The following is a 22,534-nucleotide window of genomic DNA, read 5'->3' on the forward strand; positions in this document are numbered from 1 at the left end:
AAAATATAGTTAATTGGAGGAATTTTTATGATTAAAATAGGAATAAATGGATTTGGAAGAATAGGAAGAAATGTATTTAAAGCTTTATTAAATAATTATAAAAATGATATAGAAGTGGTTGCTATAAATGATTTAACTAGTCCTCAAACTTTAGCACATTTACTTAAATATGACTCATTATATGGTAAGTTTAATGGAAGTGTAGAGGCAAATGAAGATTCAATAGTGGTAAATGATAAAGAAATAAAAATTTATGCAGAAAGAGATCCTAAAAATTTACCTTGGAATGAAGTAGGAGCTGAAATTATAATTGAATGTACAGGATTCTTTACTGATGCAGAAAAGGCAAAAGCTCATATTGAAGCAGGGGCTAAAAAGGTTTTAATTTCTGCACCAGCTAAAAATGAAGATATTACAATTGTTCTAGGTGTTAATGAAGAACAATATGATTCTAAAAAACACAATATAATTTCAAATGCATCATGTACAACAAATTGCCTAGCACCATTTGCAAAGGTATTACATGAAGAATTTGGTATAGTAAATGGACTGATGACTACAATTCATTCGTATACTAATGATCAAAAAATACTAGATGCTCCTCATAAAGATTTAAGAAGAGCTAGGGCAGCAGCTGAATCAATGATTCCAACAACTACAGGAGCTGCAAAGGCAGTAGCACTTGTATTACCAGACTTAAAAGGTAAATTGAATGGTATGGCTGTAAGAGTGCCAACACCTACTGTATCTATGACAGACTTAGTATGTGAGATATCTAAAGAAACAACAGCAGATGAAGTAAATGCAGCGTTCAAAAAAGCATCAGAAGGAAAAATGGAAGGAATTCTTGGATTCTCAGAAGAGCCATTAGTATCAATTGATTATAGAGCAGATGAAAGATCCTCTATAGTTGATGGATTATCTACTATGGTTTCTGGAAAACTTGTTAAGGTAGTTGCTTGGTATGATAATGAATGGGGCTATTCAAACAGATTGGCAGACTTAACAAAATATGTAGCAGATAGATTATAATTGTGATATAATAATCCTTGAGAGAAACGAATTAGTGTAGCTTATTAAAGTCAATAAACTAATAATATATAAAATTTAAAAGTCTAGTTTTGTAGTCTCTCTATAAAACTAGACTTTTGTAGCATATAGGAATTTATTTAAGGGATAATTATTACATATTCAAGATAAAATATATCTAATTGTTATATTAATAAATGGGAGGTAACTCTATGAACTTTAATAAAAAATCTATAGAAGATATCAACGTAAAAGGTAAAAAAGTATTAGTCAGATGTGACTTTAATGTACCAATACAAGAAGGAAAAATAACTGATGAAAATAGATTAAAAGGTGCACTTCCAACTATAAAATATTTAATGGAGAATAATGCTAAGGTGATTTTATGTTCTCATCTTGGAAAACCAAAGGGGGAACCTAAAAAAGAATTATCTTTAGAGCCAGTTGCAAAAAGACTTTCTACAATGTTAGGCAAAGAAGTGGTATTTGCAGATGATGAAAATGTAGTTGGTGAGAATGCTAAAAATGCAGTACAAAACATGAAAGATGGAGATGTAGTACTATTACAAAACACTCGTTACAGAAAAGAAGAGACTAAAAATGAAGACAATTTCTCAAAAGAATTGGCATTACTTGCAGAAGTGTTTGTGAACGATGCCTTTGGAACAGCTCATAGAGCTCATTGTTCTACTGTAGGGGTTACTAAGTATTTAAAAGAATCTGCCTGTGGATATTTAATTCAAAAAGAGTTAAAGTTCTTAGGAGAAGCAGTGGAAAATCCAGAAAGACCTTTTGTAGCTATCCTTGGTGGTGCTAAGGTATCAGATAAAATAAATGTAATAAACAATCTTTTAGAAAAGGTTGATATCTTAATAATTGGTGGAGGAATGGCGTATACATTCTTAAAAGCACAAGGATACACCATAGGAAAATCTCTTTTAGAAGAGGATAAAATGGATTATGCTTTAGAAATGATTAAAAAGGCAGAAGATAAGGGCGTCAAACTATTACTGCCAGTGGATTTCATAGTAGCTAACGAATTTTCTAAAGATGCTGAACCAATAGTTACAGAAGATAGAAATATACAAGATGACTATATGGGAATGGATGTAGGGCCTAAAACAGTAGAATTATTTACAAGTGCTGTAAAAGAAGCTAAAACTGTTATTTGGAATGGACCTTTAGGAGTTTTTGAATTTGAAAATTTTGCAAAAGGCACTAAATCTATGGCTAAAGCATTATCTGAAACAAAAGCTACAACCATTATAGGTGGTGGTGATAGTGCATCAGCTGTAAATAATTTAGGATATGGAGATAAAATGACTCATATATCAACAGGTGGTGGAGCTTCTTTAGAGTTTTTAGAAGGAAAAGCACTACCAGGAATAGAAGCATTAATGGAAAAATAGAAAAACAAATTAATTAAGATAACTCTGTTTGTTAATTTGTATTATAGAGGGGTGATACTATGAGAAAAGCAATTATAGCTGGAAATTGGAAAATGAATAATACTATAGAAGAGTCTTTAAATTTAGTAAAAGAACTAAAACCTCTTGTTAAAGATGCTGAGGCAGAAGTTATAGTTTGTCCAAGTTTTTTAAGTATAAAAGGTGTAATCGATGAAGTAAAAGGAACTAATATAAAAGTTGGTGCACAAAATATGCACTTTGAAGAAAATGGTGCTTTTACAGGAGAAATATCTCCAAATATGTTAAATGAACTTGGCGTAGATTATGTAATAATAGGGCATAGTGAAAGAAGACAATATTTTAATGAAACAGATTGTACCATAAATAAAAAACTTAAATCATCATTTAAACATAATATAATCCCAATACTTTGTGTAGGTGAGACTCTAGAAGAGAAAGAGAGTGGAATTACAAAAGAAGTTATAGGAAAACAAATAAAGTTAGATTTATATGATATAAGCAGAGAAGAAGTAGAGAATATGGTTGTAGCTTATGAACCAATATGGGCAATAGGAACGGGAAAGACTGCTACATCTGAAGAAGCAAATGCTACAATAAAATTTATAAGAAGCATATTAGAAGAATTATATGGAACAGAGACTTCGGATAAAGTTAGAATACTTTACGGAGGATCAGTAAAGCCGTCAACTATAAAAGAGCAAATGGCTAAGTCAGATATAGATGGCAGTTTAGTAGGTGGGGCTAGTCTTAAAGCAAAGGACTTTTCAGAAATAGTAAACTACTAGAATATACTTAAAACAGGAGGAAAAGCTATGAAAAATAGACCTGTTATGCTAATGATATTAGATGGATTAGGCATTTCATCCGACCTAGAAGGAAATGCAGAAGCATTAGCTAAAAAACCTAATTACGATGAACTTTTAAAAAAATATCCAAAAACAACATTAAAGGCAAGTGGCATAAGTGTAGGATTACCAGAAGGACAAATGGGGAATTCTGAAGTAGGTCACTTAAATATAGGTGCTGGAAGAGTTATTTATCAATTTTTAACAGGTATAACAAAAGATGTTGAAAACGGAGAGCTTTTTAAAAAAGAAGCTTTTAATGAAGCAATAGATAAAGCACTGGAAGCTAATAAAGCTATACATTTTATAGGTTTATTATCTGATGGAGGAGTTCATTCACATATAGACCACCTAAAGGCATTATTAAAACTTGCAAAAGACAAGGGTGCAAAAAATGTATATGTGCATGCAATTTTGGATGGTAGGGATGTTCCACCTAAATCAGCTGGGACTTATATAACAGAAATAGAAGATTATATGCGTGAAATAGGAGTTGGAAAGATAGCTACAATTTCCGGAAGATACTATACCATGGATAGAGATAAGAGATGGGAAAGAATAGAACTTTCACATAAGGCTATTGTACAAGGTGTAGGAGAAAGAGTAAGCTCTGCTATGGAAGGATTAGAGAATTCTTATCATGATAATAAAACTGATGAATTTGTTCTACCTACAGTTATAATGAATGGGGAAGAGCCTGTAGCTGAAATATCAAACGGGGATACTGTTATATTTTTTAATTTTAGACCAGATAGGGCGAGAGAAATAACAAGAGCTATTAATGATAAGGTTTTTGATGGATTTAAAAGGGAAACCCTAGATTTAAACTTTGTATCTATGACTCAATATGATAAAACCATAGAAAATGTAGATGTAGCATATCCTCCTGAGATGTATAAAAATACTTTAGGAGAATATGTAAGTAATTGTGGAAAGAAACAATTAAGGATTGCAGAAACTGAAAAGTACGCCCATGTAACATTCTTCTTTAGTGGAGGAATAGAGGTGCCATGGGAGGGGGAAGATAGAATCTTAATTAATTCTCCAAAAGTTGCAACCTATGATTTAAAGCCAGAAATGAGTGCGTACGAAGTTACAGAAAAAGTACTTAATTCTCTAGATAGTGATAAGTATGATCTTATAATATTAAACTATGCAAATCCAGATATGGTAGGACATACAGGTGTACTAGATGCTGCTGTAAAGGCTGTGGAGGCTGTAGATCAGTGTTTAGGAAAAGTAGTAAATAAGGTAATTGAAAAGGATGGCACTGTGTTTATTACAGCAGATCATGGAAACTGTGAACAAATGATTGACTATTCAACAGGTAAACCTATGACAGCACATACTACAAATAAAGTTCCTTTTATATGGGTCTCAAAAGAGTCAAAAGGAAGGGCGTTAAGGGAAGGGATACTTGCAGATATAGCACCTACAATTTTAGAGGCTATGGGGATTCACAAGCCAGATGAAATGACAGGTAATTCTTTAATAAAAGCTTAGTAAAAGCTAAAATACTTTTAAATATGAAATTAGATTTATACAATAAATTTAGAAATCTAATAATTTGGAGGGAAATCTATGAAAAAATATATTGAAATTATTGATATCCAAGCTATACAAATTTTAGACTCAAGAGCTTTTCCAACTGTTGAAGTAGAAGTTATGCTTCAAGATGGTACCGTTGGAAGAGCAGCTGTACCTTCAGGTGCATCAACAGGAATGTTTGAAGCAGTTGAACTTAGAGATGATGATAAAGATATTTATAATGGAAAAGGTGTTTTAAAGGCTGTAGAAAATGTGAATACATTAATTGCAGAAGAATTAATTGGAATGAATGTATTAGATCAAGTTGCTATAGATAAAGTTATGATTAAACTTGATGGAACTCCAAATAAGGGTAAATTAGGTGCAAATGCTATGTTAGGGGTATCATTAGCATGTGCTGATGCGGCAGCTAAATACTTAGGACTGAGCTTATATCAATATGTAGGTGGAGTAAATGCTAAGGTTCTACCAGTTCCAATGATGAATATTATGAATGGTGGAAAACATGCAGACAATAACGTAGACCTACAAGAATTTATGATAATGCCAGTAGGAGCAAAATCTTTTAGTGAAGCTTTAAGAATGTGTGCTGAAGTTTATCATGGATTAAAAGGTATATTAAAGTCTAGAGGATTATCTACAGGTGTTGGGGATGAAGGTGGATTTGCACCAGATTTAAACTCTAACGAAGAAGCTATTAAAGTTATATTAGAAGCTGTAGAAAAGGCAGGATACAAAGCAGGAGAAGAAATCTTCATAGCACTAGACCCTGCATCTTCAGAATTCTTTAATGCAGAAACTAATAAATATGAATTAACCGGTGAAGGAAAATCATTAACTCCAGCAGAAATGGTTGATTTCTATGTAGATTTAGTAGAAAAATACCCAATAATCTCAATAGAAGATGGTATGGCGGAAGAAGATTGGGATGGATGGAAGCTAATGACTGAAAAATTAGGTTCAAAAATCCAATTAGTTGGAGATGATCTATTTGTAACTAATACAGAAAGATTATCAAAAGGAATAGAAAGAAAAACAGCTAATGCTATATTAATAAAATTAAATCAAATAGGTACACTTACAGAAACTTTAAATGCTATAGAAATGGCAGAGAGAGCAGGATATACAGCTGTTATATCACATAGATCAGGTGAAACTGAAGATACAACTATATCAGATCTTGTTGTAGCTGTAAATGCTGGTCAAATTAAAACAGGAGCTCCTGCAAGAAGTGAAAGGGTTGCAAAATACAATCAATTATTAAGAATTGAGCAAGAACTTGAAGAAATGGCTGAGTACAGAGGAATGAAATCTTTCTATAACATAAAAAAATAATATGATTAATACAAAGAGAACTCTTTCTTAAAGAGTTCTCTAACAAGTTATGTATATGTTAGTAGATTACATTGTAAATTAAGTTTTTATATGTTAAAATAATCTGTAATTAATAAATGTTATGGACTCTTAGGAGGTGCAAACATGAGAACTTTTTTAAATATTTCCCTAGTAATACTTTCAATTATAATTATTGTATCAGTTATGTTACAACCAAGTAAAAATGAGGGTATTACAAGCTTAATTTCAGGAGGAAATGAAAATTATTTTTCAAAAAATAAGGTTAGAACTTATGAAACAACTTTAGCTAGGATTACGGTTGTATCTTCAGCGTTATTTGCACTAGTAGTCATAGGATTAAATGTTATAAAATAATTTGATTTTTTAGGAATTAAGTTTAAAACTCGCATGAAAAGTGTGAGTTTTTCTTTTTTATTATATAATTGTATATTTCAAAATGTTATAATATAGAAACTTGAATAATTGTTTAGTCTAAATTTAATAACTTACTTTAGGAACCTAAGGGTTCTTAATTTTATGTAAAAATAACGAATAAAAGTTCGGTTTTGATTAAAAAACATAATTTTATGATATAATTATAAGTATTAAATTAAATTTCCTTATAAATAACAAGGAGTGATTACATGGATTTAAAAAACCTTTTAAATGAAGAACAGTATGAAGCAGCCACTACCGTAAAAGGTCCCTTACTAATTTTGGCAGGTGCAGGTTCAGGGAAAACAAGGGTGTTAACTTATAGAATAGCGCATATGATAGAGGATTTAGATATAAAACCATATGAAATTCTTGCAATTACTTTTACCAATAAAGCAGCAGGAGAAATGAGAGAAAGGGTAAAAAGACTTGTAGGGGATCAGGTTGACAGTATGTGGATTTCTACTTTCCACTCCAGCTGTGTGAGAATTTTAAGAAGAGAAATAGATAAATTAGGATATAATAAGAACTTTACAATTTATGACACTTATGATCAAAAAACTTTAATAAAGCAGTGTATGACGGAGTTAAATATAAATGATAAAGATATTACTGATAGAGAAATTATAAATAAGATTTCAGATTGTAAAAATAATATGCAAAGTGCAGAAAGTTATAAAAAAGAGAATGAAGGAGACTTCAGAAAAAATAAAATAGCTGATATGTATCTTTTATATCAAAAGAAACTTAAAGCTAATAATGCACTGGATTTTGATGATTTGATTTTTAAAACAGTACAACTTTTTAAACAGCATGAAGATGTTTTAGAGTTTTATCAAAGAAAATTTAAATACATATTAGTGGATGAGTATCAAGATACAAATGAAGCGCAATATGAACTTGTAAAACTCCTAGCAAAGGCTCATGATAATATATGCGTAGTTGGAGATGATGATCAGTGCATATATGAGTGGAGGGGTGCTAATATTAAAAATATATTAGGATTCGAAAAAGATTTCCCTAGTGCAAAAGTAGTTAAACTTGAGAAAAATTATCGTTCAAAGGGAACTATATTAGACGCTGCAAACTCAGTTATAAAAAATAATGCTCAAAGGAAAAACAAGGTCTTAAAAAGTACTAAAGATGGTGGAGAAAAGGTAAGACTATATAGGGCTTTTACTGATAGGGATGAGGCTAGCTTTATAGTAAATGAAATAAAAAAGATAAAATCATCTACAGATAAATCTTATAAGGATTTTGCTATTTTATACAGAATGAACTCTCAATCTCGTATATTTGAGGAAGCCCTAAGAAGAGAAGGTGTACCTTATAGAATACTTGGCGGATTAAAGTTCTATGATAGAAAAGAAATCAAAGATATTATGGCATATTTAAAACTTATAAATAATCCACTAGATGATGTGAGTCTGCAAAGAATAATAAATGTACCAAAAAGAAGTATAGGGGATACCACTGTATCCAAAGTTCTTGAATTTTCAACTAGCACTGGAGAGTGTTTATATAGTACTTTATTAGATGCTGGTTTTGTGCCAGGACTTACGGCAAGGAACGTTACTTGTATTAGTAAGTTTACAAGCTTAATAAATGAATTTATGACTTTAAAAAATCAAGTAAATGTATCTGGGTTAATAAAAGAAATACTAGATAAAACAGGCTATTTAAGAGATCTTGAAAAGTCTAAAGAAATAGAAGATAAGAGCAGAATTGAAAACTTAAAAGAGTTGGTATCAGAGGCAGTTGAGTTTGAAAGAAATTCAGAGGATAAATCATTAGGAGCTTTTTTAGAAAAAGTAACTTTAGTAGCTGACGTAGATAATTATGATGAGGATGCAGATAGCATAGTTTTAATGACTATTCATAGTTCTAAGGGATTGGAATTCCCAGTGGTATTTATGGTAGGAATGGAAAATGGCTTGTTTCCAAGTGAAACTTCCTTAAATAGTTATACTGAAATGGAGGAATCAAGAAGACTTTGCTATGTTGCTATAACTAGAGCACAGGAACTTTTATACATGACATCGGCTCAAAGTAGAATGGTATTTGGCAGAACTGTTTGTTATAGTGCTTCAGATTTTATAGATGAAATCCCCCTAGGTTTAAAAGAAAATGTATCTGGAAGTAGAGGAGTTAATGTACTTAAAAGCAATACAAATTCTAGAGGCCTTTATGGTTCAAGAACTCCATCGCTAAACAATAATAAACCTATGAATAAAGCATCTAAAGTAGATCCTAGTGGAGTTGTACTTGGACGAAAAGTAAAACATACTTCTTTTGGAGAAGGCACTATTGTAGGCATAAATAAGAGTGAAAAGGAAACATTAATAACTATTGCTTTTAATAATGCGGGTATTAAGAAGTTGATACTTGAGATGGCACCCTTAGAACTTTTATAATATTTTAGGAGGAGAAAAATCCTATGGATATTAAAAATAAAAAAGATGAAATGATAGAATTAATAGATAGATTAAATAAATATGCTCATGAATACTATGTTTTAGATAATCCTTCTGTTTCTGATATAGAATATGATAAATTATATGACAGATTAGTTTTATTAGAAAAAGAATTGGGAGAAGTATTATCCTATTCACCAACACAAAGGGTTGGTGATAGGATTCTTCCTCAATTTGAAAAGCATACTCATATATTCCCCTTATGGAGCTTAGATAAATCTCAAAGTCTAGAAGGTATAAAGGAGTGGCACAATAAAAATTTAAAGGCTATAAATGAATATAATAATAAAAATGAAGATAGCCTTCCCCAGCCTACATATATACTAACTAAGAAATTTGATGGCTTAACTATTAACTGTACTTATAATGAGGAAGGAATATTAATTAATGCTGCAACGAGAGGTACAGGTTCCATAGGAGAAAATGTTACTGCACAAGCTAAGACCATAAAGAGTCTTCCACTTAAAATAGAAAATGATTTTCTCTTTGAAATACATGGTGAAGCCTTAATGACTAAGGAAGCTTTTGAACATTACAATAAGAATGCAACAGTACCTCTTAAGAATTTAAGAAATGGGGCAGCTGGAGCACTTAGAAACTTAAATATAGCAGAAACAGGAAAAAAAAATCTTTCAGCATTTTTTTACGATATAGGATATGCAGATGGTCATAAATTTAATAGTTATAGCGATATGCTAGAATTTATTAGTGAAAAAGGTTTTCCTATGGATGATTACATTAAAAAGTGTAGTACAATGGAAGACATAGAAAAAGAAATAGGATATATAAACAGTATAAGAAGTAGTCTAAATTATGATATAGATGGTATTGTTATAGCTTTAGACGATATAAAAACAAGAGAAGTTTTAGGTTACACGGTTAAATTCCCTAAATGGGCTATTGCATATAAGTTTGAAGCAGAAGAAGAGACTACTAAGCTTTTAAGTGTAGAATGGAATGTTGGAAGAAGTGGCAGGGTTACTCCTACAGCTATATTAGAACCAGTTGAAATTGGAGGAGCTACAGTAAAAAGAGCTACTTTAAATAATATGGAGGACATACAAAGAAAAGGTGTTAAAATAGGTTCAACAGTTATAATAAGACGTTCTAATGATGTAATACCTGAAATTTTAGGGAGAGCTGTGGAAAGTGAAGATGGTGTAGCTGAAATTGAAGCACCTAAGTTTTGTCCAAAGTGTGGCAGTGAAATAAGATTAGAAGGTGCACACTATTTTTGTGAAAACACCTTATCTTGTAAGCCACAGATGGTAAAGAGTATAGTTCACTTTGCAAGCAGAGAGGCTATGAATATAGCTGGATTTAGTGAAAAAACTGCAGAACAACTATTTGAACAGTTAAATATAAAAGCTATACCAGAGTTATATAAGATAGAAAAAGAAGAATTACTTACCCTGGAAAGGTTTGGAGAAAAGAAGGCACAGAACCTAATAAATGCTATAGAAAACAGCAAAAAATGTGATTTATCATCATTCTTATATGCATTAGGTATACCAAATGTAGGTAAGAAAACAGCAAAAGATATAGTGGATAAATTTAAAAATATAGATAGAATTAAAGCTGCGACTTTTGAAGAGTTAATAGAAGTCCCAGAAGTAGGGGATATAGTTGCAAAGTGTGTAGTTGATTTTTTTAGTGATGATAAAATATTAAATAATATAAATGAATTATTAGAGCTAGGAGTAGTTCCAACTTATGAGGAAAAGGATATAGAGGAAGGAATATATAGTGGTAAAACTATTGTAGTTACAGGGTCACTAGAATCTTATTCACGAGGAGAAATAAAAGAAAAACTAGAATCTTTAGGTGCTAAGGTTTCAAGTAGCGTAAGTAAGAAAACAGACTTCGTATTAGTAGGAAAGGAACCCGGCTCTAAGTATAATAAAGCAGTAGAATTAGGTGTTAAGGTGATTAGTGAAGAAGAATTTAAATCTAGTATAACTGAATAAATAAGTTCTATTTTATAATAGATTTCATATTCAACATATGATATTTAAAAATAATAAAGATTCTCAGTTTAAAACTTATAGAAGACTGCTTGAAGTATATTAAAACAAGCAGTTTTCTATTTTGTTAAACTTTTAAACAGTTAGGAGTGAAAATTGTGAAAATTGGAACTGAAGATGTGGATTATTTGGGGAAAATGTGTACAATTAAATTAGAAAATACGGAAAAAATTGAAATTATAAAGGAATTAAATGAAATTATTAACTTTGTAGAGGATATAAAATATATTTCTGTAAATGATAGAGAAGCCATAAATCCATATTATATTGAAAATAATTTTAGGGATGATAAGGTAGAACCTTCCATGAATATAGAATATGCTTTAAAAAATGCAAGTAGTACAAATGGAGATTATTTTTTAGTACCTAAAATTATAAAATAGGTATAGAAGAGGTGATTTTTTGGATTTAAAAGGACTAAAAGTACATGAATTAATAGAACTTATTAATAATAGAGAACTGAAAATAGAAGAGATTAATTCTTATTATATAAATAGAATAAAAGACTTAGACAATAAAATAGGTGCTTTTATTTATGTAGATTATGAAAATGTAAATAAAGAAGCAAAAAAGATGGATAAATTATTAGATCAGGGTAAGGATATAGGGCCTTTAAAAGGTATTCCCATAGGTATAAAAGACAATATAAATGTTATTGGGATGAAAACTACCTGTGCATCTAAAATTTTAAAAGGCTATATATCTCCTTATAATGCAACTATTGTGGATAACCTTACGGAAAATGGTGCTATTATTATGGGGAAAACTAATATGGATGAGTTTGGAATGGGATCTACAGGGGAAAATAGTGCCTACAAAATAACTAGAAACCCAATAGATTTAAATAGAGTTCCTGGGGGTTCATCAAGTGGTTCAGCAGCTGCTACATCTAGTGAAGAAGTTCCAATATCTTTGGGTACGGATACAGGAGGATCCATTAGAAGACCTGCATCTTACTGCGGATTAGTAGGATTAAAACCTACCTATGGAAGTATATCTAGATATGGGGTAGTTTCTTTTGCATCTACATTAGATACAGTTGGTATACTTTCAAAAGATGTAGAGGATAGTGCTTTAATGTATTCTCTGTTAAGAGGAAAAGATAAAAAAGATAGCACTACTGTCCATATGAAAAATATGGAGTATAAAAATAACTTAAAAAAGAGTTTAAAAGGATATAAAATAGCAATTCCTATAGATATTATAAAAGACAATAAAGGTTTTATGAAAAGACATATAGAAGAGGCTGCTAAGGTTTTAAAATCCATGGGAGCAGATATAAAATACATATCAATGGAATCATTAGATTATGCAACTAAGATTTATTATATTTTATCTTCTGCCGAAGCATCTTCAAACCTAGGACGATTTGATGGAATAAGATATGGGTATAATTCAGGGAAATATAATTCTGTAGGTGATATGTATTCTAATACTAGAACTTATGGCTTTAATAAAGAAGTAAAAAAGAGAATCCTCTTTGGAACTTATGCACTTTCTAAAAATCATTATGAAGATTACTATATAAAGTCTTTAAAACTTAGAGAAAAGTTAACTAATAGTTTTAGAAATATATTAAAAGAATATGATGCGATTATAATTCCTACAACAAATTCAGTAGCAGAAATTATTGGTACTTTTGATATAAATAATGCTAACACATACTCAGAAGATTTATATACAGTAATTGCGAATTTAACAGGTATGCCAGCTATATCAATTCCTTGTGCTATAGAAAATGGATTACCTTTAGGGATGCAGATAATTACTGATTATTTCAGAGAAGATATGTTATTTAATATAGCTTATAGCTTTGAACGTGCTACAAATTATGGTGGTAAAATAAAACTTAATTTGTAATGGAGGTGTTAAAGTGGCGTTTGAAAAAGTGATTGGAGTAGAAGTTCACGTAGAATTAGATACAAACACGAAAATATTTTGTGGTTGTAGTACTGAATTTGGAGGGAAACCTAACTCAAGAGTTTGTCCAGTATGTTTAGGACTTCCAGGGGCTCTTCCAAGTTTAAATAAAGAGGTTGTAAACTTTGCTATTAAAACAGGTCTTGCACTAAACTGTGATATAAACTATAAATGCAGAATGGATAGAAAAAATTATTTTTATGTAGATTCTCCTAAAAGTTATCAAATAACTCAAGATAAGTTTCCAATTTGTAAGGAAGGATATGTAGAAATAGAGATAGATGGTATAAGAAAAAATATTGGTATAGAGAGAATACATATGGAAGAAGATGCAGGGAAATTAATTCATACAGAAGAAGGCACTCTAATTGATTTTAATAGGGCAGGAGTTCCGCTACTTGAGATAGTTTCGAAGCCAGATATGAAATCTTCTAAGGAAGTTATACTATTTTTAAAAGAATTAAAAGCTATACTAACATGTATTAAAGTATCTGATTGTAAAATGGAAGAAGGCTCCTTAAGATGTGATCTTAATATATCTATAAAAGAAAAGGGAATAAAAAAATTAGGTACAAGGGTAGAGGTGAAAAATTTAAATTCTTTTAAACATATTGAAAAGGCAGTAGAATACGAGTTTATTAGGCAGTTATCCTTGATTGATATAGGTGAAAAAGTATTACAAGAAACTAGAAGATGGAATGATAATAAAAAAATCACAGAATCCATGAGAAGTAAAGAAGATGAAAAGGATTATAGATACTTTCCAGAAGGTGATTTAATGAGCATTAATATACTTAAAGAATGGGTAGAAAAAGAAAAGATGCTTCTTTTAGAATTGCCTAGAGAAAAAATCCAAAGATACATAAATGATTATAGCTTAGAGAAGGATGAAGCAGAAAAAATAGTAAGCGATATTGATATTTCTGTATATTTTGAGGAGGCTACTAAAATATGTAGAGAATATAAAGAAATATACAATTGGATAACTGGTGATATTTTTGCATACTTAAAAGAAAAAAATATATCTATAAAAGAATATGGAGTTTCTTCAAGTTACTTAGGAGAAATAATAAACCTAATTACAGAAGGTAAAATTTCAAATAATATAGGAAAAAGGGTTTTAAATTTGTGTTTAGAAGAAAATAAGAGTCCTAATAATATAATCATAGAAAAAGGATTAATTCAAAATAATAATAGAGATGATATTCTTGATATAGTTAAAAATATTTTAGAAAACAATAAAGAAAATATTAATTTATATAAAAGTGGGAAAAGCAATCTGTTCTCTTGGTTTGTTGGGCAAGTTATGAAGGAATCAAGGGGAAAAGCAAATCCGGTTTTAGTAAAAGAAATACTGGAGAGGGAATTAAATTGAAGATATAAAAAATAATTTACACAAAATAAAACACGATATAAAAATTATTTTATATAAAGTTTATAGGAAAACTTGTTTGCAGAAACTATAATGCCTAATAAGTTTTTTTTATTTTTTGTTTAAAAAATTATAACCCTGGCAATAATTATTATATGGAAAACTTTACTTTAATTTAGAGATTATTAGAAAGGAGAATAGCATGAAAAAAGTAATTAATAGAGCTATTACTTTCACTATATGTTTTTTTGTAATGTTTTTAAGTGGATGCATAGAAAAAAAAGAGGGAATAAAAGTTGAAAATAGAGATTATCTAGTTTTTAATATAGAAAAGTTACCTGGGGATTTATCCATGTTAAAAGATAAAGATATTAGAGAAAAAGATTTGCTATTTGCAGTTTTTGAAGGATTAGTAAAGGAAGATAGCAATGGTAACATACTTCCAGGATTATGTGATGACTGGACTATAAATAATGAATTAAATTATACATTTAAAATAAGAAAAAATGCTACATGGAGCAATGGAAAGAAAATAACTGCTGAGGACTTTGAAGATTTATTTAAATGGATAATAAAAGAAGGTAAGAATAACACTTATGTAAAAGAATTAAAATGTATCTATGGTGTAAGTGAGTATATCAAAGGTGAAAAATCCTTTGAGGATGTAGCAATAAAGGCTAAAGATAAAGAAACTTTAGAGATAAGGTTAAATTACACTTGTCCATATTTCTTAAATATATTAAGTAATCCTTTATTTACCCTAAGAGAAAATAATTCATTTACTAATAACTATATAGGAAGCTATGATAGAGTAAATTTTACAGGTCCTTTTAAAATTAAGAACATAAAACAAGATCGAAAAACTATAACCCTAGAGAAAAACAAATATTATTGGGAAAATGAAAAGGTAATTAGTAAAAGAATAGACTTTATAGCTATAGAAAATGAAGAAGAGGCTTTAATAAACTTTGAAAAACCAAATCCTGATTTAGATATCTTAGCCAATCCTCCTAAAAATGAAATTAATAGATTAGTGGAGAAGGGTCATGCAGAATTATACTCATCTTTTAAAAATTTAAATTTAATTTTTAACGTCAGTAGCTCGGAAAAAGGTAAAAATATTAATCTTAGAAAAGGTATTAGGTATGGACTTTCAAGGAATGTAGTAGAAGATATTATAGATAATAAAAATGCTATATTAACAGGAAGTGTAATTCCAAGCATAACCACCGATGGGAGAGGTGGCAATATGGGGGAGAGAGAGTATTTTTCTTTTAATACTAACGTTACTGTAGCAAAAGAATTTTTAGAAAAGTCTAAGTTTAATATAGAAGAAAATTCTATAACATTGGTATGTGAAAAAAATAGTATTAATAAGGTTCTAGCTGAAAACATAAAAAAAGAATTAAAAGATAATTTAAAACTTAAAATAAATATAGAGCAATATAAAGAGCAAGAATTACAGAAAGTTTTAGAAAAAGGGAAATTTGATATGGCATTAATAGAATTCAATGGTACATTTGATAATCCTATATGTTTTTTAGAACAATGGAAAATGGATACAGATTCATTTTACACAGGATATAAAAATAGTAACTTTGATTATTATGTAAATAAAGCTAGAAATGAAAAAAATCATTTTCAAAAATTAAAGTATTTAGAAAGTGGTGAAAAACTTTTATTAGATGATATGCCACTTATACCTATTATTAATTTTGATACAGTCATTTGTAAAAATAAAAATGTAAAAGGATATACTTTAACCAAGGGCGGTAATATTTACTTAAATTATGCTTATAAAGAAAAATAAATATTAAAATAAAAAATAGGGCTTGTAAATATATTATATTTACAAGCCTAAACTAAGAGGTCTTTTAAATGTATTTATATTTAATCTATATATTAAATAAAATTATTATATAGAAAGATACACATAAAGAAAATGGTCATATTTCTTTCACTATCAAAATTAGACTTACTTTGCTTAAACTCATTCTTTTTTCTATTATAAGTTATTCTTTTTATAAAGATTGGTGCAAGTTCATTGTTTTCTGGGGTAGGTAAGGTTGGCATCCTAAAATAATCATCTTCTAGTAGATCATCTGAATTTCTAGAAAAATTTTTGTATCTTTCAACATCATTTAAACTAGGTGTATCAGGCCAACTTAAAACTAATCCTGAATTTATTACGCCATTTTTAAATATGTTCTCTGCTACGGAGTTATCATCTTCTATTTCAAATATATTGCTATAAAAAATTAGAGAAATTAAATAGGTCATAAGTTCAGAGGAGTCATAATCTACAGACTTTTCTTCAGGACTTTTAGTATATAAGCCCAAGTTTTCATCATAACTTTCAATTAACTCCTTGTATAGATTTTCACTAAATTCTTTAGATTTTAAAAACTTTAAGTTTTTGTATATAAATGAAGAGTTAAGAAGCATTAAACTATTTATAAGGACTTTATTTTTTTTATCGTCACTAATTTTGTGATTATACTCTTCTAGTATTAAATCATAAAAGTCTAACAGTAGGGGCTTTATGTCTTCTATTTTACTATAGTGATAAAATAAATTTAGTCCTAAGGACAGTTTTAATTTCTCATTAAAGGAGATATCATAAATATGTTCCCTAAAATTCATAAACATATTTAATATGTCTAATGAAAATTTTTTGTATTCCTTTGCATAACTATTTTTTTCATATGCCAGTTCATCTTTAAATAGTTGTGAATATTTATAATATGCACTCATTAAAAATGCTTGTTCGGAATATTTAAATTTATTATTTTTATCTGTAAGTTTAATATCTTCACTAAATAAGTCAGAAGTATGAACTTTATCTATAAATACACCTTCTATATTTCTAAGATGTGCTCCATAGAACTCTAGTTGACATTTTGACAAAGCGGAATAAACTTCAAACATTTCATATTTCTTTTTATCTGTATCTTTAAATTGTTTATAGTAATCAGAAAGTTCCAGTAAACATAGGGTCATCATGGAATTGCTAATTATGGGTATATCTTTTTTAAATTTTTCCGTATTCCAATAAGGTTTATGTTTTTCATAAGATAATTTAGCACTAGCTTTTTTATATAAGCATAATAGTGGAGAAAAACCTTTAATTGTGTTAATATCAATTTTAGGTATATGCTTGTTTAACTCTTTGGGAGCTATTGGAATACCACATTTAGATTGTAAAACAATATGCTTTATAGATTCTTTACTTAAATGAAATAGTTGATTACTAATGTTTTCTTCATTTAAGGAATTGATTCTTAAAAAGGGTCCTATAAATTTCAAATATCACACCACCATCAAATTAATCCTTATACAAATAATATGATATAAGATATGAAAAGTTGCTTAAATCATGAAAAAACTTTGAGTGTAAGGTAATCTATGATGAAAGAAGGTATTAAAATGGAATGTGGAAAATTAAATTGGGATGAACTTCAACATATAATAAATAATTATACTGGTAGTAAAAGAGAAGAAGTAAAAGTTGCTGGGGGTATAGGTGAAGACTGTTCAATTATTAACTTTGGTAACTATGATTGTGTAGTATCTACAGATCCTATAACTGGAGCCAGTAAAGGAGCAGGAAAACTTGCCGTACATATAAATTGTAACGATATAGCATCTAGTGGTGTTGAACCCTTGGGAATACTTGTTACTATTTTAGCTCCTGAATACAGTAAAATAGAAGAAATATTAGATATAATGAAAGAAATTCATGAGGAATGTAAAGAGTTAAATATTCAAATATTAGGTGGTCATACGGAGGTTACTAAAGCTGTAAATAAAATAGTAGTATCAGTAACTGCCATAGGTAAAGGAAAAGCAGGAAAAGCTATAAAAACTTCTGGAGCAATGGTTGGAGACAAGATAATTGTAACAAAGGAATTAGCACAAGAGGGATCTCTTATATTAGCAAAAGATAGAGAAACAATAGTTAAAAAAGTTTTAGATGATAATGAGTATAAAAAAGTATTAGATTACGAAAAAAAACTAAGTGTTTTAAAAGAAGGAAAAATATGTGGAGACTTTGGTGTAAATGCCATGCACGATATTACAGAAGGTGGAGTAATAGGTGCACTATGGGAAGTTTCTAATGCTAATTCTTTAGGGTTCAAAGTGTATTATGAGAATATGCCTATATCTAATGAAACAATGAAACTATGTAAATATTTTAAGATAGACCCACTGAAATTTATATCTTCTGGTAGTATGTTAATTTCATGTAAGAAAGAAAAAGAATTATTAGAGGTATTAAAAGAAAATGGAATAAGTGCTACAATAATAGGAGAGGTAACAGGGGAAAAAGCAATATTAGTTCGCAAGGGGAAGGAAGAGGAAATATTACCATGTCCTTCAGATGAACTTTTTAAAATAATTTAAAATAATTTAAAATTGTAAAATTACATATACCAATAATCTATATTAAACGTGAGGATGATAAATATGAGGAAAGTAATAGTAGCTAGTAATAATGAGCATAAAATAAAAGAGATAAAAAATATATTAAGCAATATTGGAATTGAAGTAGTTTCCCTAAAAGAGGAAGGAATAGACATAGATGTAGAAGAAACTGGAACTACGTTTATGGAAAATTCTTATCTAAAAGCAAAAACAATATTTGATCTTAATAAAGAAGCTTGTGTGCTTGCAGATGATTCTGGACTTTCAGTGGATTATTTAAATGGTGAACCAGGAGTTTATTCAGCACGATATGCAGGAGAACATGGGAATGATAAGAAAAACAATGAGAAACTTTTAGATAAACTAAAAGGAGTACCGAGAGAGAAAAGAAAAGCTAAGTTTATATGTTCTATGGCATTAGTTTTAGATGATAATAAAGTTATAAAAGTACAAGGCGAAGTAAATGGGGAAATATTAGAAGAGCAAAAAGGAACTGAAGGGTTTGGTTATGATCCACTATTCTATGTGGATAGATTTCAAAAGACATATGCAGAAATGACTGAAGATGAGAAAAATTCTATAAGCCATAGAGGAAAGGCATTAGAATTACTAAGGGAAGAACTATTAAAACTTAAATAATAGTTATTTTAGTTTGTATGGAGGTATATTACATGTTAATTGCGGTGGTAAGTGACAGCCATGGAGATAATAACGCTATAAAAAAAGCTTTAGGTAAAATTAAAAGGGCGGATTACTTATTTCATCTTGGAGATAACGTGAAGGATGTGGATGAATTTTCTAAAGCATTTAAGGGGAAGATAATAAACGTAAAAGGTAACTGTGATTTTTTAGATAGAGATTTAACTAAGAAATTAAATGAGAAGCTAGTAGAAGTAGAGGGAGTAAGAGTATTTGCGACACATGGGCATAAATATAGTGTAAAAGAAAATTTGCTTCGATTGAGATATAAGGCTATGGAAGTAGATGCAGATATAGTATTATTTGGACATACACACATGCCTTGTATTGAATATGAAGATGGGATATGGTTTATAAATCCAGGTAGTATTGCATTATCAAGAGTTAAACATAATACTTTAGCGTTAATAGAACTATTAGAAGGAAGAATCATACCCTATATAATAGAGATATAATAAAGAATAATATAAATTTAATATAGTAGAAGAGTATATATCAGCTATCATAAACATTATAAGAAATTATAATGTTTATGATAGCTATAGATTAAAGCACGGTTTTTCAAAAAAACTACAAAAAAAATTTAAAAAAGTATTGACGAAATTATTTATATAGTGTAGAATAAACCATGTCGTCAGGAAAACAACTACTCATTTGAAATAGTAAATATAATCTGATGATGAAAAAAAAGTAAATATAACGGGGTGTGGCGCAGATGGGAGCGCGCGTGGTTTGGGACCATGAGGTCGCAGGTTCAATCCCTGTCACCCCGACCACAAAACAAAATATAAAAAAATACACATGCGGGTGTAGCTCAATGGTAGAGTTCCAGCCTTCCAAGCTGGCTGTGAGAGTTCGATTCTCTTCACCCGCTCCAAAAAATATGCGTCTTTAGCTCAGTTGGATAGAGCAACGGCCTTCTAAGCCGTGTGCCAGGGGTTCGACTCCCTTAAGACGCACCATATGGTGGACGTAGTTCAGTTGGTAGAGCACCAGATTGTGGCTCTGGTTGTCGTGGGTTCGAACCCCATCGTTCACCCCATATTGGGATATCGCCAAGCGGTAAGGCACCAGACTTTGACTCTGGCATTCGTAGGTTCAAATCCTGCTATCCCAGCCAAATGATCTACTAGCTCAGTCGGTAGAGCACATGACTTTTAATCATGGTGTCCGGGGTTCGATTCCCCGGTAGATCACCAAAATGCAGATGTGGCGGAATTGGCAGACGCACTAGACTTAGGATCTAGCGCCTTAGGCGTGGGGGTTCGACTCCCTTCATCTGCACCACATGCGGGAATAGCTCAGTTGATAGAGCGCCACCTTGCCAAGGTGGAGGTCGCGGGTTTGAGCCCCGTTTCCCGCTCCAAAAAAGAATAAATAGTAAGAATTATGCGGGTGTAGCTCAATGGTAGAGTTCCAGCCTTCCAAGCTGGCTGTGAGAGTTCGATTCTCTTCACCCGCTCCAAAACAAGCGCTATTAGCTCAGTTGGTAGAGCACTTGACTCTTAATCAAGGTGTCCCGGGTTCGATCCCCTGATAGCGCACCAATGCCGGGGTGTGGCGCAGATGGGAGCGCGCGTGGTTTGGGACCATGAGGTCGCAGGTTCAATCCCTGTCACCCCGACCATAAAATAACAAAATATTAAAAAAATACACATGCGGGTGTAGCTCAATGGTAGAGTTCCAGCCTTCCAAGCTGGCTGTGAGAGTTCGATTCTCTTCACCCGCTCCAAAAATATGCGTCTTTAGCTCAGTTGGATAGAGCAACGGCCTTCTAAGCCGTGTGCCAGGGGTTCGACTCCCTTAAGACGCACCATATGGTGGACGTAGTTCAGTTGGTAGAGCACCAGATTGTGGCTCTGGTTGTCGTGGGTTCGAACCCCATCGTTCACCCCATATTGGGATATCGCCAAGCGGTAAGGCACCAGACTTTGACTCTGGCATTCGTAGGTTCAAATCCTGCTATCCCAGCCAAACGATCTACTAGCTCAGTCGGTAGAGCACATGACTTTTAATCATGGTGTCCGGGGTTCGATTCCCCGGTAGATCACCAAAATGCAGATGTGGCGGAATTGGCAGACGCACTAGACTTAGGATCTAGCGCCTTAGGCGTGGGGGTTCGACTCCCTTCATCTGCACCACATGCGGGAATAGCTCAGTTGATAGAGCGCCACCTTGCCAAGGTGGAGGTCGCGGGTTTGAGCCCCGTTTCCCGCTCCAAAAAAGAATAGATAGTAAGAATTATGCGGGTGTAGCTCAATGGTAGAGTTCCAGCCTTCCAAGCTGGCTGTGAGAGTTCGATTCTCTTCACCCACTCCAGAATATGCGTCTTTAGCTCAGTTGGATAGAGCAACGGCCTTCTAAGCCGTGTGCCAGGGGTTCGACTCCCTTAAGACGCACCAAATAAGCGCTATTAGCTCAGTTGGTAGAGCACTTGACTCTTAATCAAGGTGTCCCGGGTTCGATCCCCTGATAGCGCACCAATGCCGGGGTGTGGCGCAGATGGGAGCGCGCGTGGTTTGGGACCATGAGGTCGCAGGTTCAATCCCTGTCACCCCGACCACAAAACAAAATATTAAAAAAATACACATGCGGGTGTAGCTCAATGGTAGAGTTCCAGCCTTCCAAGCTGGCTGTGAGAGTTCGATTCTCTTCACCCGCTCCAAAAAATATGCGTCTTTAGCTCAGTTGGATAGAGCAACGGCCTTCTAAGCCGTGTGCCAGGGGTTCGACTCCCTTAAGACGCACCATATTGGGATATCGCCAAGCGGTAAGGCACCAGACTTTGACTCTGGCATTCGTAGGTTCAAATCCTGCTATCCCAGCCAAACGATCTACTAGCTCAGTCGGTAGAGCACATGACTTTTAATCATGGTGTCCGGGGTTCGATTCCCCGGTAGATCACCAAAATGCAGATGTGGCGGAATTGGCAGACGCACTAGACTTAGGATCTAGCGCCTTAGGCGTGGGGGTTCGACTCCCTTCATCTGCACCACAT

General features: G+C 31.6%; 16 protein-coding genes and 27 tRNA genes. 42 read left to right on the forward strand and 1 reads right to left on the reverse strand.

The window, feature by feature from the left end; translation table 11 throughout:
• Positions 1-27: 27 nt before the first annotated feature.
• From gap to FGL08_RS03295, 12 genes are all read left to right on the forward strand, one after another.
• The gene (gene gap / locus FGL08_RS03240) at positions 28-1,032 is read left to right on the forward strand and encodes a type I glyceraldehyde-3-phosphate dehydrogenase (RefSeq protein WP_138209436.1); all 1,005 of its coding nucleotides are present in this window, start codon (positions 28-30) and stop codon (positions 1,030-1,032) included.
• Positions 1,033-1,241: 209 nt separating this feature from the next.
• The gene (locus tag FGL08_RS03245; RefSeq protein WP_138209437.1) at positions 1,242-2,438 is read left to right on the forward strand and encodes a phosphoglycerate kinase; all 1,197 of its coding nucleotides are present in this window, start codon (positions 1,242-1,244) and stop codon (positions 2,436-2,438) included.
• Between the two features lie 59 nt (positions 2,439-2,497).
• Positions 2,498-3,244: a triose-phosphate isomerase gene (gene tpiA / locus FGL08_RS03250; RefSeq protein WP_138209438.1), complete on the forward strand. Its 747-nt coding sequence runs from the start codon at positions 2,498-2,500 to the stop codon at positions 3,242-3,244.
• 27 nt (positions 3,245-3,271) lie between these two features.
• Positions 3,272-4,807 carry a 2,3-bisphosphoglycerate-independent phosphoglycerate mutase gene (gene gpmI / locus FGL08_RS03255; protein ID WP_138209439.1) on the forward strand — a complete coding sequence of 512 codons (1,536 nt, stop codon included), beginning with the start codon at positions 3,272-3,274 and terminating at the stop codon, positions 4,805-4,807.
• 78 nt (positions 4,808-4,885) lie between these two features.
• Positions 4,886-6,187: a phosphopyruvate hydratase gene (eno, locus tag FGL08_RS03260; protein ID WP_138209440.1), complete on the forward strand. Its 1,302-nt coding sequence runs from the start codon at positions 4,886-4,888 to the stop codon at positions 6,185-6,187.
• A gap of 144 nt (positions 6,188-6,331) precedes the next feature.
• The gene (gene secG, locus FGL08_RS03265; RefSeq protein ID WP_138209441.1) at positions 6,332-6,562 is read left to right on the forward strand and encodes a preprotein translocase subunit SecG; all 231 of its coding nucleotides are present in this window, start codon (positions 6,332-6,334) and stop codon (positions 6,560-6,562) included.
• Between the two features lie 269 nt (positions 6,563-6,831).
• Complete coding sequence (gene pcrA, locus FGL08_RS03270; protein WP_138209442.1) at positions 6,832-9,036, forward strand: DNA helicase PcrA; 2,205 nt, start codon at positions 6,832-6,834, stop codon at positions 9,034-9,036.
• Between the two features lie 23 nt (positions 9,037-9,059).
• Positions 9,060-11,063: an NAD-dependent DNA ligase LigA gene (gene ligA / locus FGL08_RS03275; RefSeq protein WP_415578592.1), complete on the forward strand. Its 2,004-nt coding sequence runs from the start codon at positions 9,060-9,062 to the stop codon at positions 11,061-11,063.
• 155 nt (positions 11,064-11,218) lie between these two features.
• On the forward strand, positions 11,219-11,503 hold the full coding sequence (gene gatC / locus FGL08_RS03280; RefSeq protein WP_138209443.1) for an Asp-tRNA(Asn)/Glu-tRNA(Gln) amidotransferase subunit GatC: 285 nt from the start codon (positions 11,219-11,221) through the stop codon (positions 11,501-11,503).
• Positions 11,504-11,522: 19 nt separating this feature from the next.
• A complete protein-coding gene (gene gatA / locus FGL08_RS03285) occupies positions 11,523-12,980 on the forward strand; it encodes an Asp-tRNA(Asn)/Glu-tRNA(Gln) amidotransferase subunit GatA (RefSeq protein WP_138209444.1) in 1,458 nt (485 codons plus the stop codon).
• Between the two features lie 13 nt (positions 12,981-12,993).
• Positions 12,994-14,415 (forward strand): Asp-tRNA(Asn)/Glu-tRNA(Gln) amidotransferase subunit GatB, encoded by a 1,422-nt coding sequence (gene gatB / locus FGL08_RS03290; RefSeq protein ID WP_138209445.1) that lies wholly within the window; start codon positions 12,994-12,996, stop codon positions 14,413-14,415.
• Between the two features lie 199 nt (positions 14,416-14,614).
• Complete coding sequence (locus tag FGL08_RS03295; protein ID WP_138209446.1) at positions 14,615-16,222, forward strand: peptide ABC transporter substrate-binding protein; 1,608 nt, start codon at positions 14,615-14,617, stop codon at positions 16,220-16,222.
• A gap of 92 nt (positions 16,223-16,314) precedes the next feature.
• Here the strand turns inward: FGL08_RS03295 and FGL08_RS03300 are convergent, their stop codons facing one another.
• On the reverse strand, positions 16,315-17,718 hold the full coding sequence (locus tag FGL08_RS03300; RefSeq protein ID WP_138209447.1) for a hypothetical protein: 1,404 nt from the start codon (positions 17,716-17,718) through the stop codon (positions 16,315-16,317).
• 120 nt (positions 17,719-17,838) lie between these two features.
• Between FGL08_RS03300 and FGL08_RS03305 the strand changes: the two genes are divergently transcribed.
• The 30 genes from FGL08_RS03305 to FGL08_RS03450 all read left to right on the forward strand — a co-directional run bounded on the left by FGL08_RS03305 (position 17,839) and on the right by FGL08_RS03450 (position 22,531).
• A complete protein-coding gene (locus FGL08_RS03305) occupies positions 17,839-18,816 on the forward strand; it encodes an AIR synthase family protein (protein ID WP_138209448.1) in 978 nt (325 codons plus the stop codon).
• 63 nt (positions 18,817-18,879) lie between these two features.
• On the forward strand, positions 18,880-19,476 hold the full coding sequence (locus tag FGL08_RS03310) for an XTP/dITP diphosphatase (protein WP_138209449.1): 597 nt from the start codon (positions 18,880-18,882) through the stop codon (positions 19,474-19,476).
• A gap of 32 nt (positions 19,477-19,508) precedes the next feature.
• Positions 19,509-19,991: a metallophosphoesterase gene (locus FGL08_RS03315; RefSeq protein ID WP_138209450.1), complete on the forward strand. Its 483-nt coding sequence runs from the start codon at positions 19,509-19,511 to the stop codon at positions 19,989-19,991.
• 245 nt (positions 19,992-20,236) lie between these two features.
• Positions 20,237-20,312, forward strand: a tRNA-Pro gene (locus FGL08_RS03320).
• A gap of 27 nt (positions 20,313-20,339) precedes the next feature.
• A tRNA-Gly gene (locus FGL08_RS03325) sits at positions 20,340-20,413 on the forward strand.
• Positions 20,414-20,421: 8 nt separating this feature from the next.
• Positions 20,422-20,498 (forward strand) — tRNA-Arg (locus FGL08_RS03330).
• A gap of 4 nt (positions 20,499-20,502) precedes the next feature.
• A tRNA-His gene (locus tag FGL08_RS03335) sits at positions 20,503-20,578 on the forward strand.
• 3 nt (positions 20,579-20,581) lie between these two features.
• Positions 20,582-20,656, forward strand: a tRNA-Gln gene (locus FGL08_RS03340).
• 3 nt (positions 20,657-20,659) lie between these two features.
• Positions 20,660-20,735 (forward strand) — tRNA-Lys (locus tag FGL08_RS03345).
• 4 nt (positions 20,736-20,739) lie between these two features.
• Positions 20,740-20,823: transfer RNA gene (locus FGL08_RS03350), tRNA-Leu, on the forward strand.
• A 3-nt stretch (positions 20,824-20,826) separates the two neighbouring features.
• Positions 20,827-20,902, forward strand: a tRNA-Gly gene (locus FGL08_RS03355).
• Positions 20,903-20,927: 25 nt separating this feature from the next.
• A tRNA-Gly gene (locus tag FGL08_RS03360) sits at positions 20,928-21,001 on the forward strand.
• 6 nt (positions 21,002-21,007) lie between these two features.
• Positions 21,008-21,083 (forward strand) — tRNA-Lys (locus tag FGL08_RS03365).
• 4 nt (positions 21,084-21,087) lie between these two features.
• Positions 21,088-21,163: transfer RNA gene (locus tag FGL08_RS03370), tRNA-Pro, on the forward strand.
• A 31-nt stretch (positions 21,164-21,194) separates the two neighbouring features.
• A tRNA-Gly gene (locus FGL08_RS03375) sits at positions 21,195-21,268 on the forward strand.
• A gap of 7 nt (positions 21,269-21,275) precedes the next feature.
• Positions 21,276-21,352: transfer RNA gene (locus FGL08_RS03380), tRNA-Arg, on the forward strand.
• Positions 21,353-21,356: 4 nt separating this feature from the next.
• Positions 21,357-21,432 (forward strand) — tRNA-His (locus tag FGL08_RS03385).
• A gap of 3 nt (positions 21,433-21,435) precedes the next feature.
• Positions 21,436-21,510, forward strand: a tRNA-Gln gene (locus FGL08_RS03390).
• A 3-nt stretch (positions 21,511-21,513) separates the two neighbouring features.
• Positions 21,514-21,589: transfer RNA gene (locus FGL08_RS03395), tRNA-Lys, on the forward strand.
• 4 nt (positions 21,590-21,593) lie between these two features.
• Positions 21,594-21,677 (forward strand) — tRNA-Leu (locus FGL08_RS03400).
• A 3-nt stretch (positions 21,678-21,680) separates the two neighbouring features.
• Positions 21,681-21,756, forward strand: a tRNA-Gly gene (locus FGL08_RS03405).
• A gap of 25 nt (positions 21,757-21,781) precedes the next feature.
• Positions 21,782-21,855, forward strand: a tRNA-Gly gene (locus FGL08_RS03410).
• Between the two features lie 6 nt (positions 21,856-21,861).
• A tRNA-Arg gene (locus FGL08_RS03415) sits at positions 21,862-21,938 on the forward strand.
• A 5-nt stretch (positions 21,939-21,943) separates the two neighbouring features.
• Positions 21,944-22,019: transfer RNA gene (locus FGL08_RS03420), tRNA-Lys, on the forward strand.
• A gap of 4 nt (positions 22,020-22,023) precedes the next feature.
• Positions 22,024-22,099: transfer RNA gene (locus FGL08_RS03425), tRNA-Pro, on the forward strand.
• A gap of 28 nt (positions 22,100-22,127) precedes the next feature.
• Positions 22,128-22,201 (forward strand) — tRNA-Gly (locus tag FGL08_RS03430).
• 8 nt (positions 22,202-22,209) lie between these two features.
• A tRNA-Arg gene (locus FGL08_RS03435) sits at positions 22,210-22,286 on the forward strand.
• 3 nt (positions 22,287-22,289) lie between these two features.
• A tRNA-Gln gene (locus tag FGL08_RS03440) sits at positions 22,290-22,364 on the forward strand.
• 3 nt (positions 22,365-22,367) lie between these two features.
• Positions 22,368-22,443: transfer RNA gene (locus tag FGL08_RS03445), tRNA-Lys, on the forward strand.
• A gap of 4 nt (positions 22,444-22,447) precedes the next feature.
• Positions 22,448-22,531 (forward strand) — tRNA-Leu (locus tag FGL08_RS03450).
• The last annotated feature ends 3 nt before the right edge of the window (positions 22,532-22,534 follow it).

The sequence above is a fragment of the Hathewaya histolytica genome (assembly GCF_901482605.1).
Classification (GTDB): Bacteria; Bacillota; Clostridia; order Clostridiales; family Clostridiaceae; genus Hathewaya; species Hathewaya histolytica.

Excerpts from the sequence above, each read along its gene's own strand:
- gap (WP_138209436.1), top strand. The coding sequence starts at position 28 with ATGATTAAAATAGGAATAAATGGATTTGGAAGAATAGGAAGAAATGTA.
- FGL08_RS03245 (WP_138209437.1), top strand. The coding sequence starts at position 1,242 with ATGAACTTTAATAAAAAATCTATAGAAGATATCAACGTAAAAGGTAAA.
- tpiA (WP_138209438.1), top strand. The coding sequence starts at position 2,498 with ATGAGAAAAGCAATTATAGCTGGAAATTGGAAAATGAATAATACTATA.
- gpmI (WP_138209439.1), top strand. The coding sequence starts at position 3,272 with ATGAAAAATAGACCTGTTATGCTAATGATATTAGATGGATTAGGCATT.
- eno (WP_138209440.1), top strand. The coding sequence starts at position 4,886 with ATGAAAAAATATATTGAAATTATTGATATCCAAGCTATACAAATTTTA.
- secG (WP_138209441.1), top strand. The coding sequence starts at position 6,332 with ATGAGAACTTTTTTAAATATTTCCCTAGTAATACTTTCAATTATAATT.
- pcrA (WP_138209442.1), top strand. The coding sequence starts at position 6,832 with ATGGATTTAAAAAACCTTTTAAATGAAGAACAGTATGAAGCAGCCACT.
- ligA (WP_415578592.1), top strand. The coding sequence starts at position 9,060 with ATGGATATTAAAAATAAAAAAGATGAAATGATAGAATTAATAGATAGA.
- FGL08_RS03295 (WP_138209446.1), top strand. The coding sequence starts at position 14,615 with ATGAAAAAAGTAATTAATAGAGCTATTACTTTCACTATATGTTTTTTT.
- FGL08_RS03305 (WP_138209448.1), top strand. The coding sequence starts at position 17,839 with ATGGAATGTGGAAAATTAAATTGGGATGAACTTCAACATATAATAAAT.
- FGL08_RS03310 (WP_138209449.1), top strand. The coding sequence starts at position 18,880 with ATGAGGAAAGTAATAGTAGCTAGTAATAATGAGCATAAAATAAAAGAG.
- FGL08_RS03315 (WP_138209450.1), top strand. The coding sequence starts at position 19,509 with ATGTTAATTGCGGTGGTAAGTGACAGCCATGGAGATAATAACGCTATA.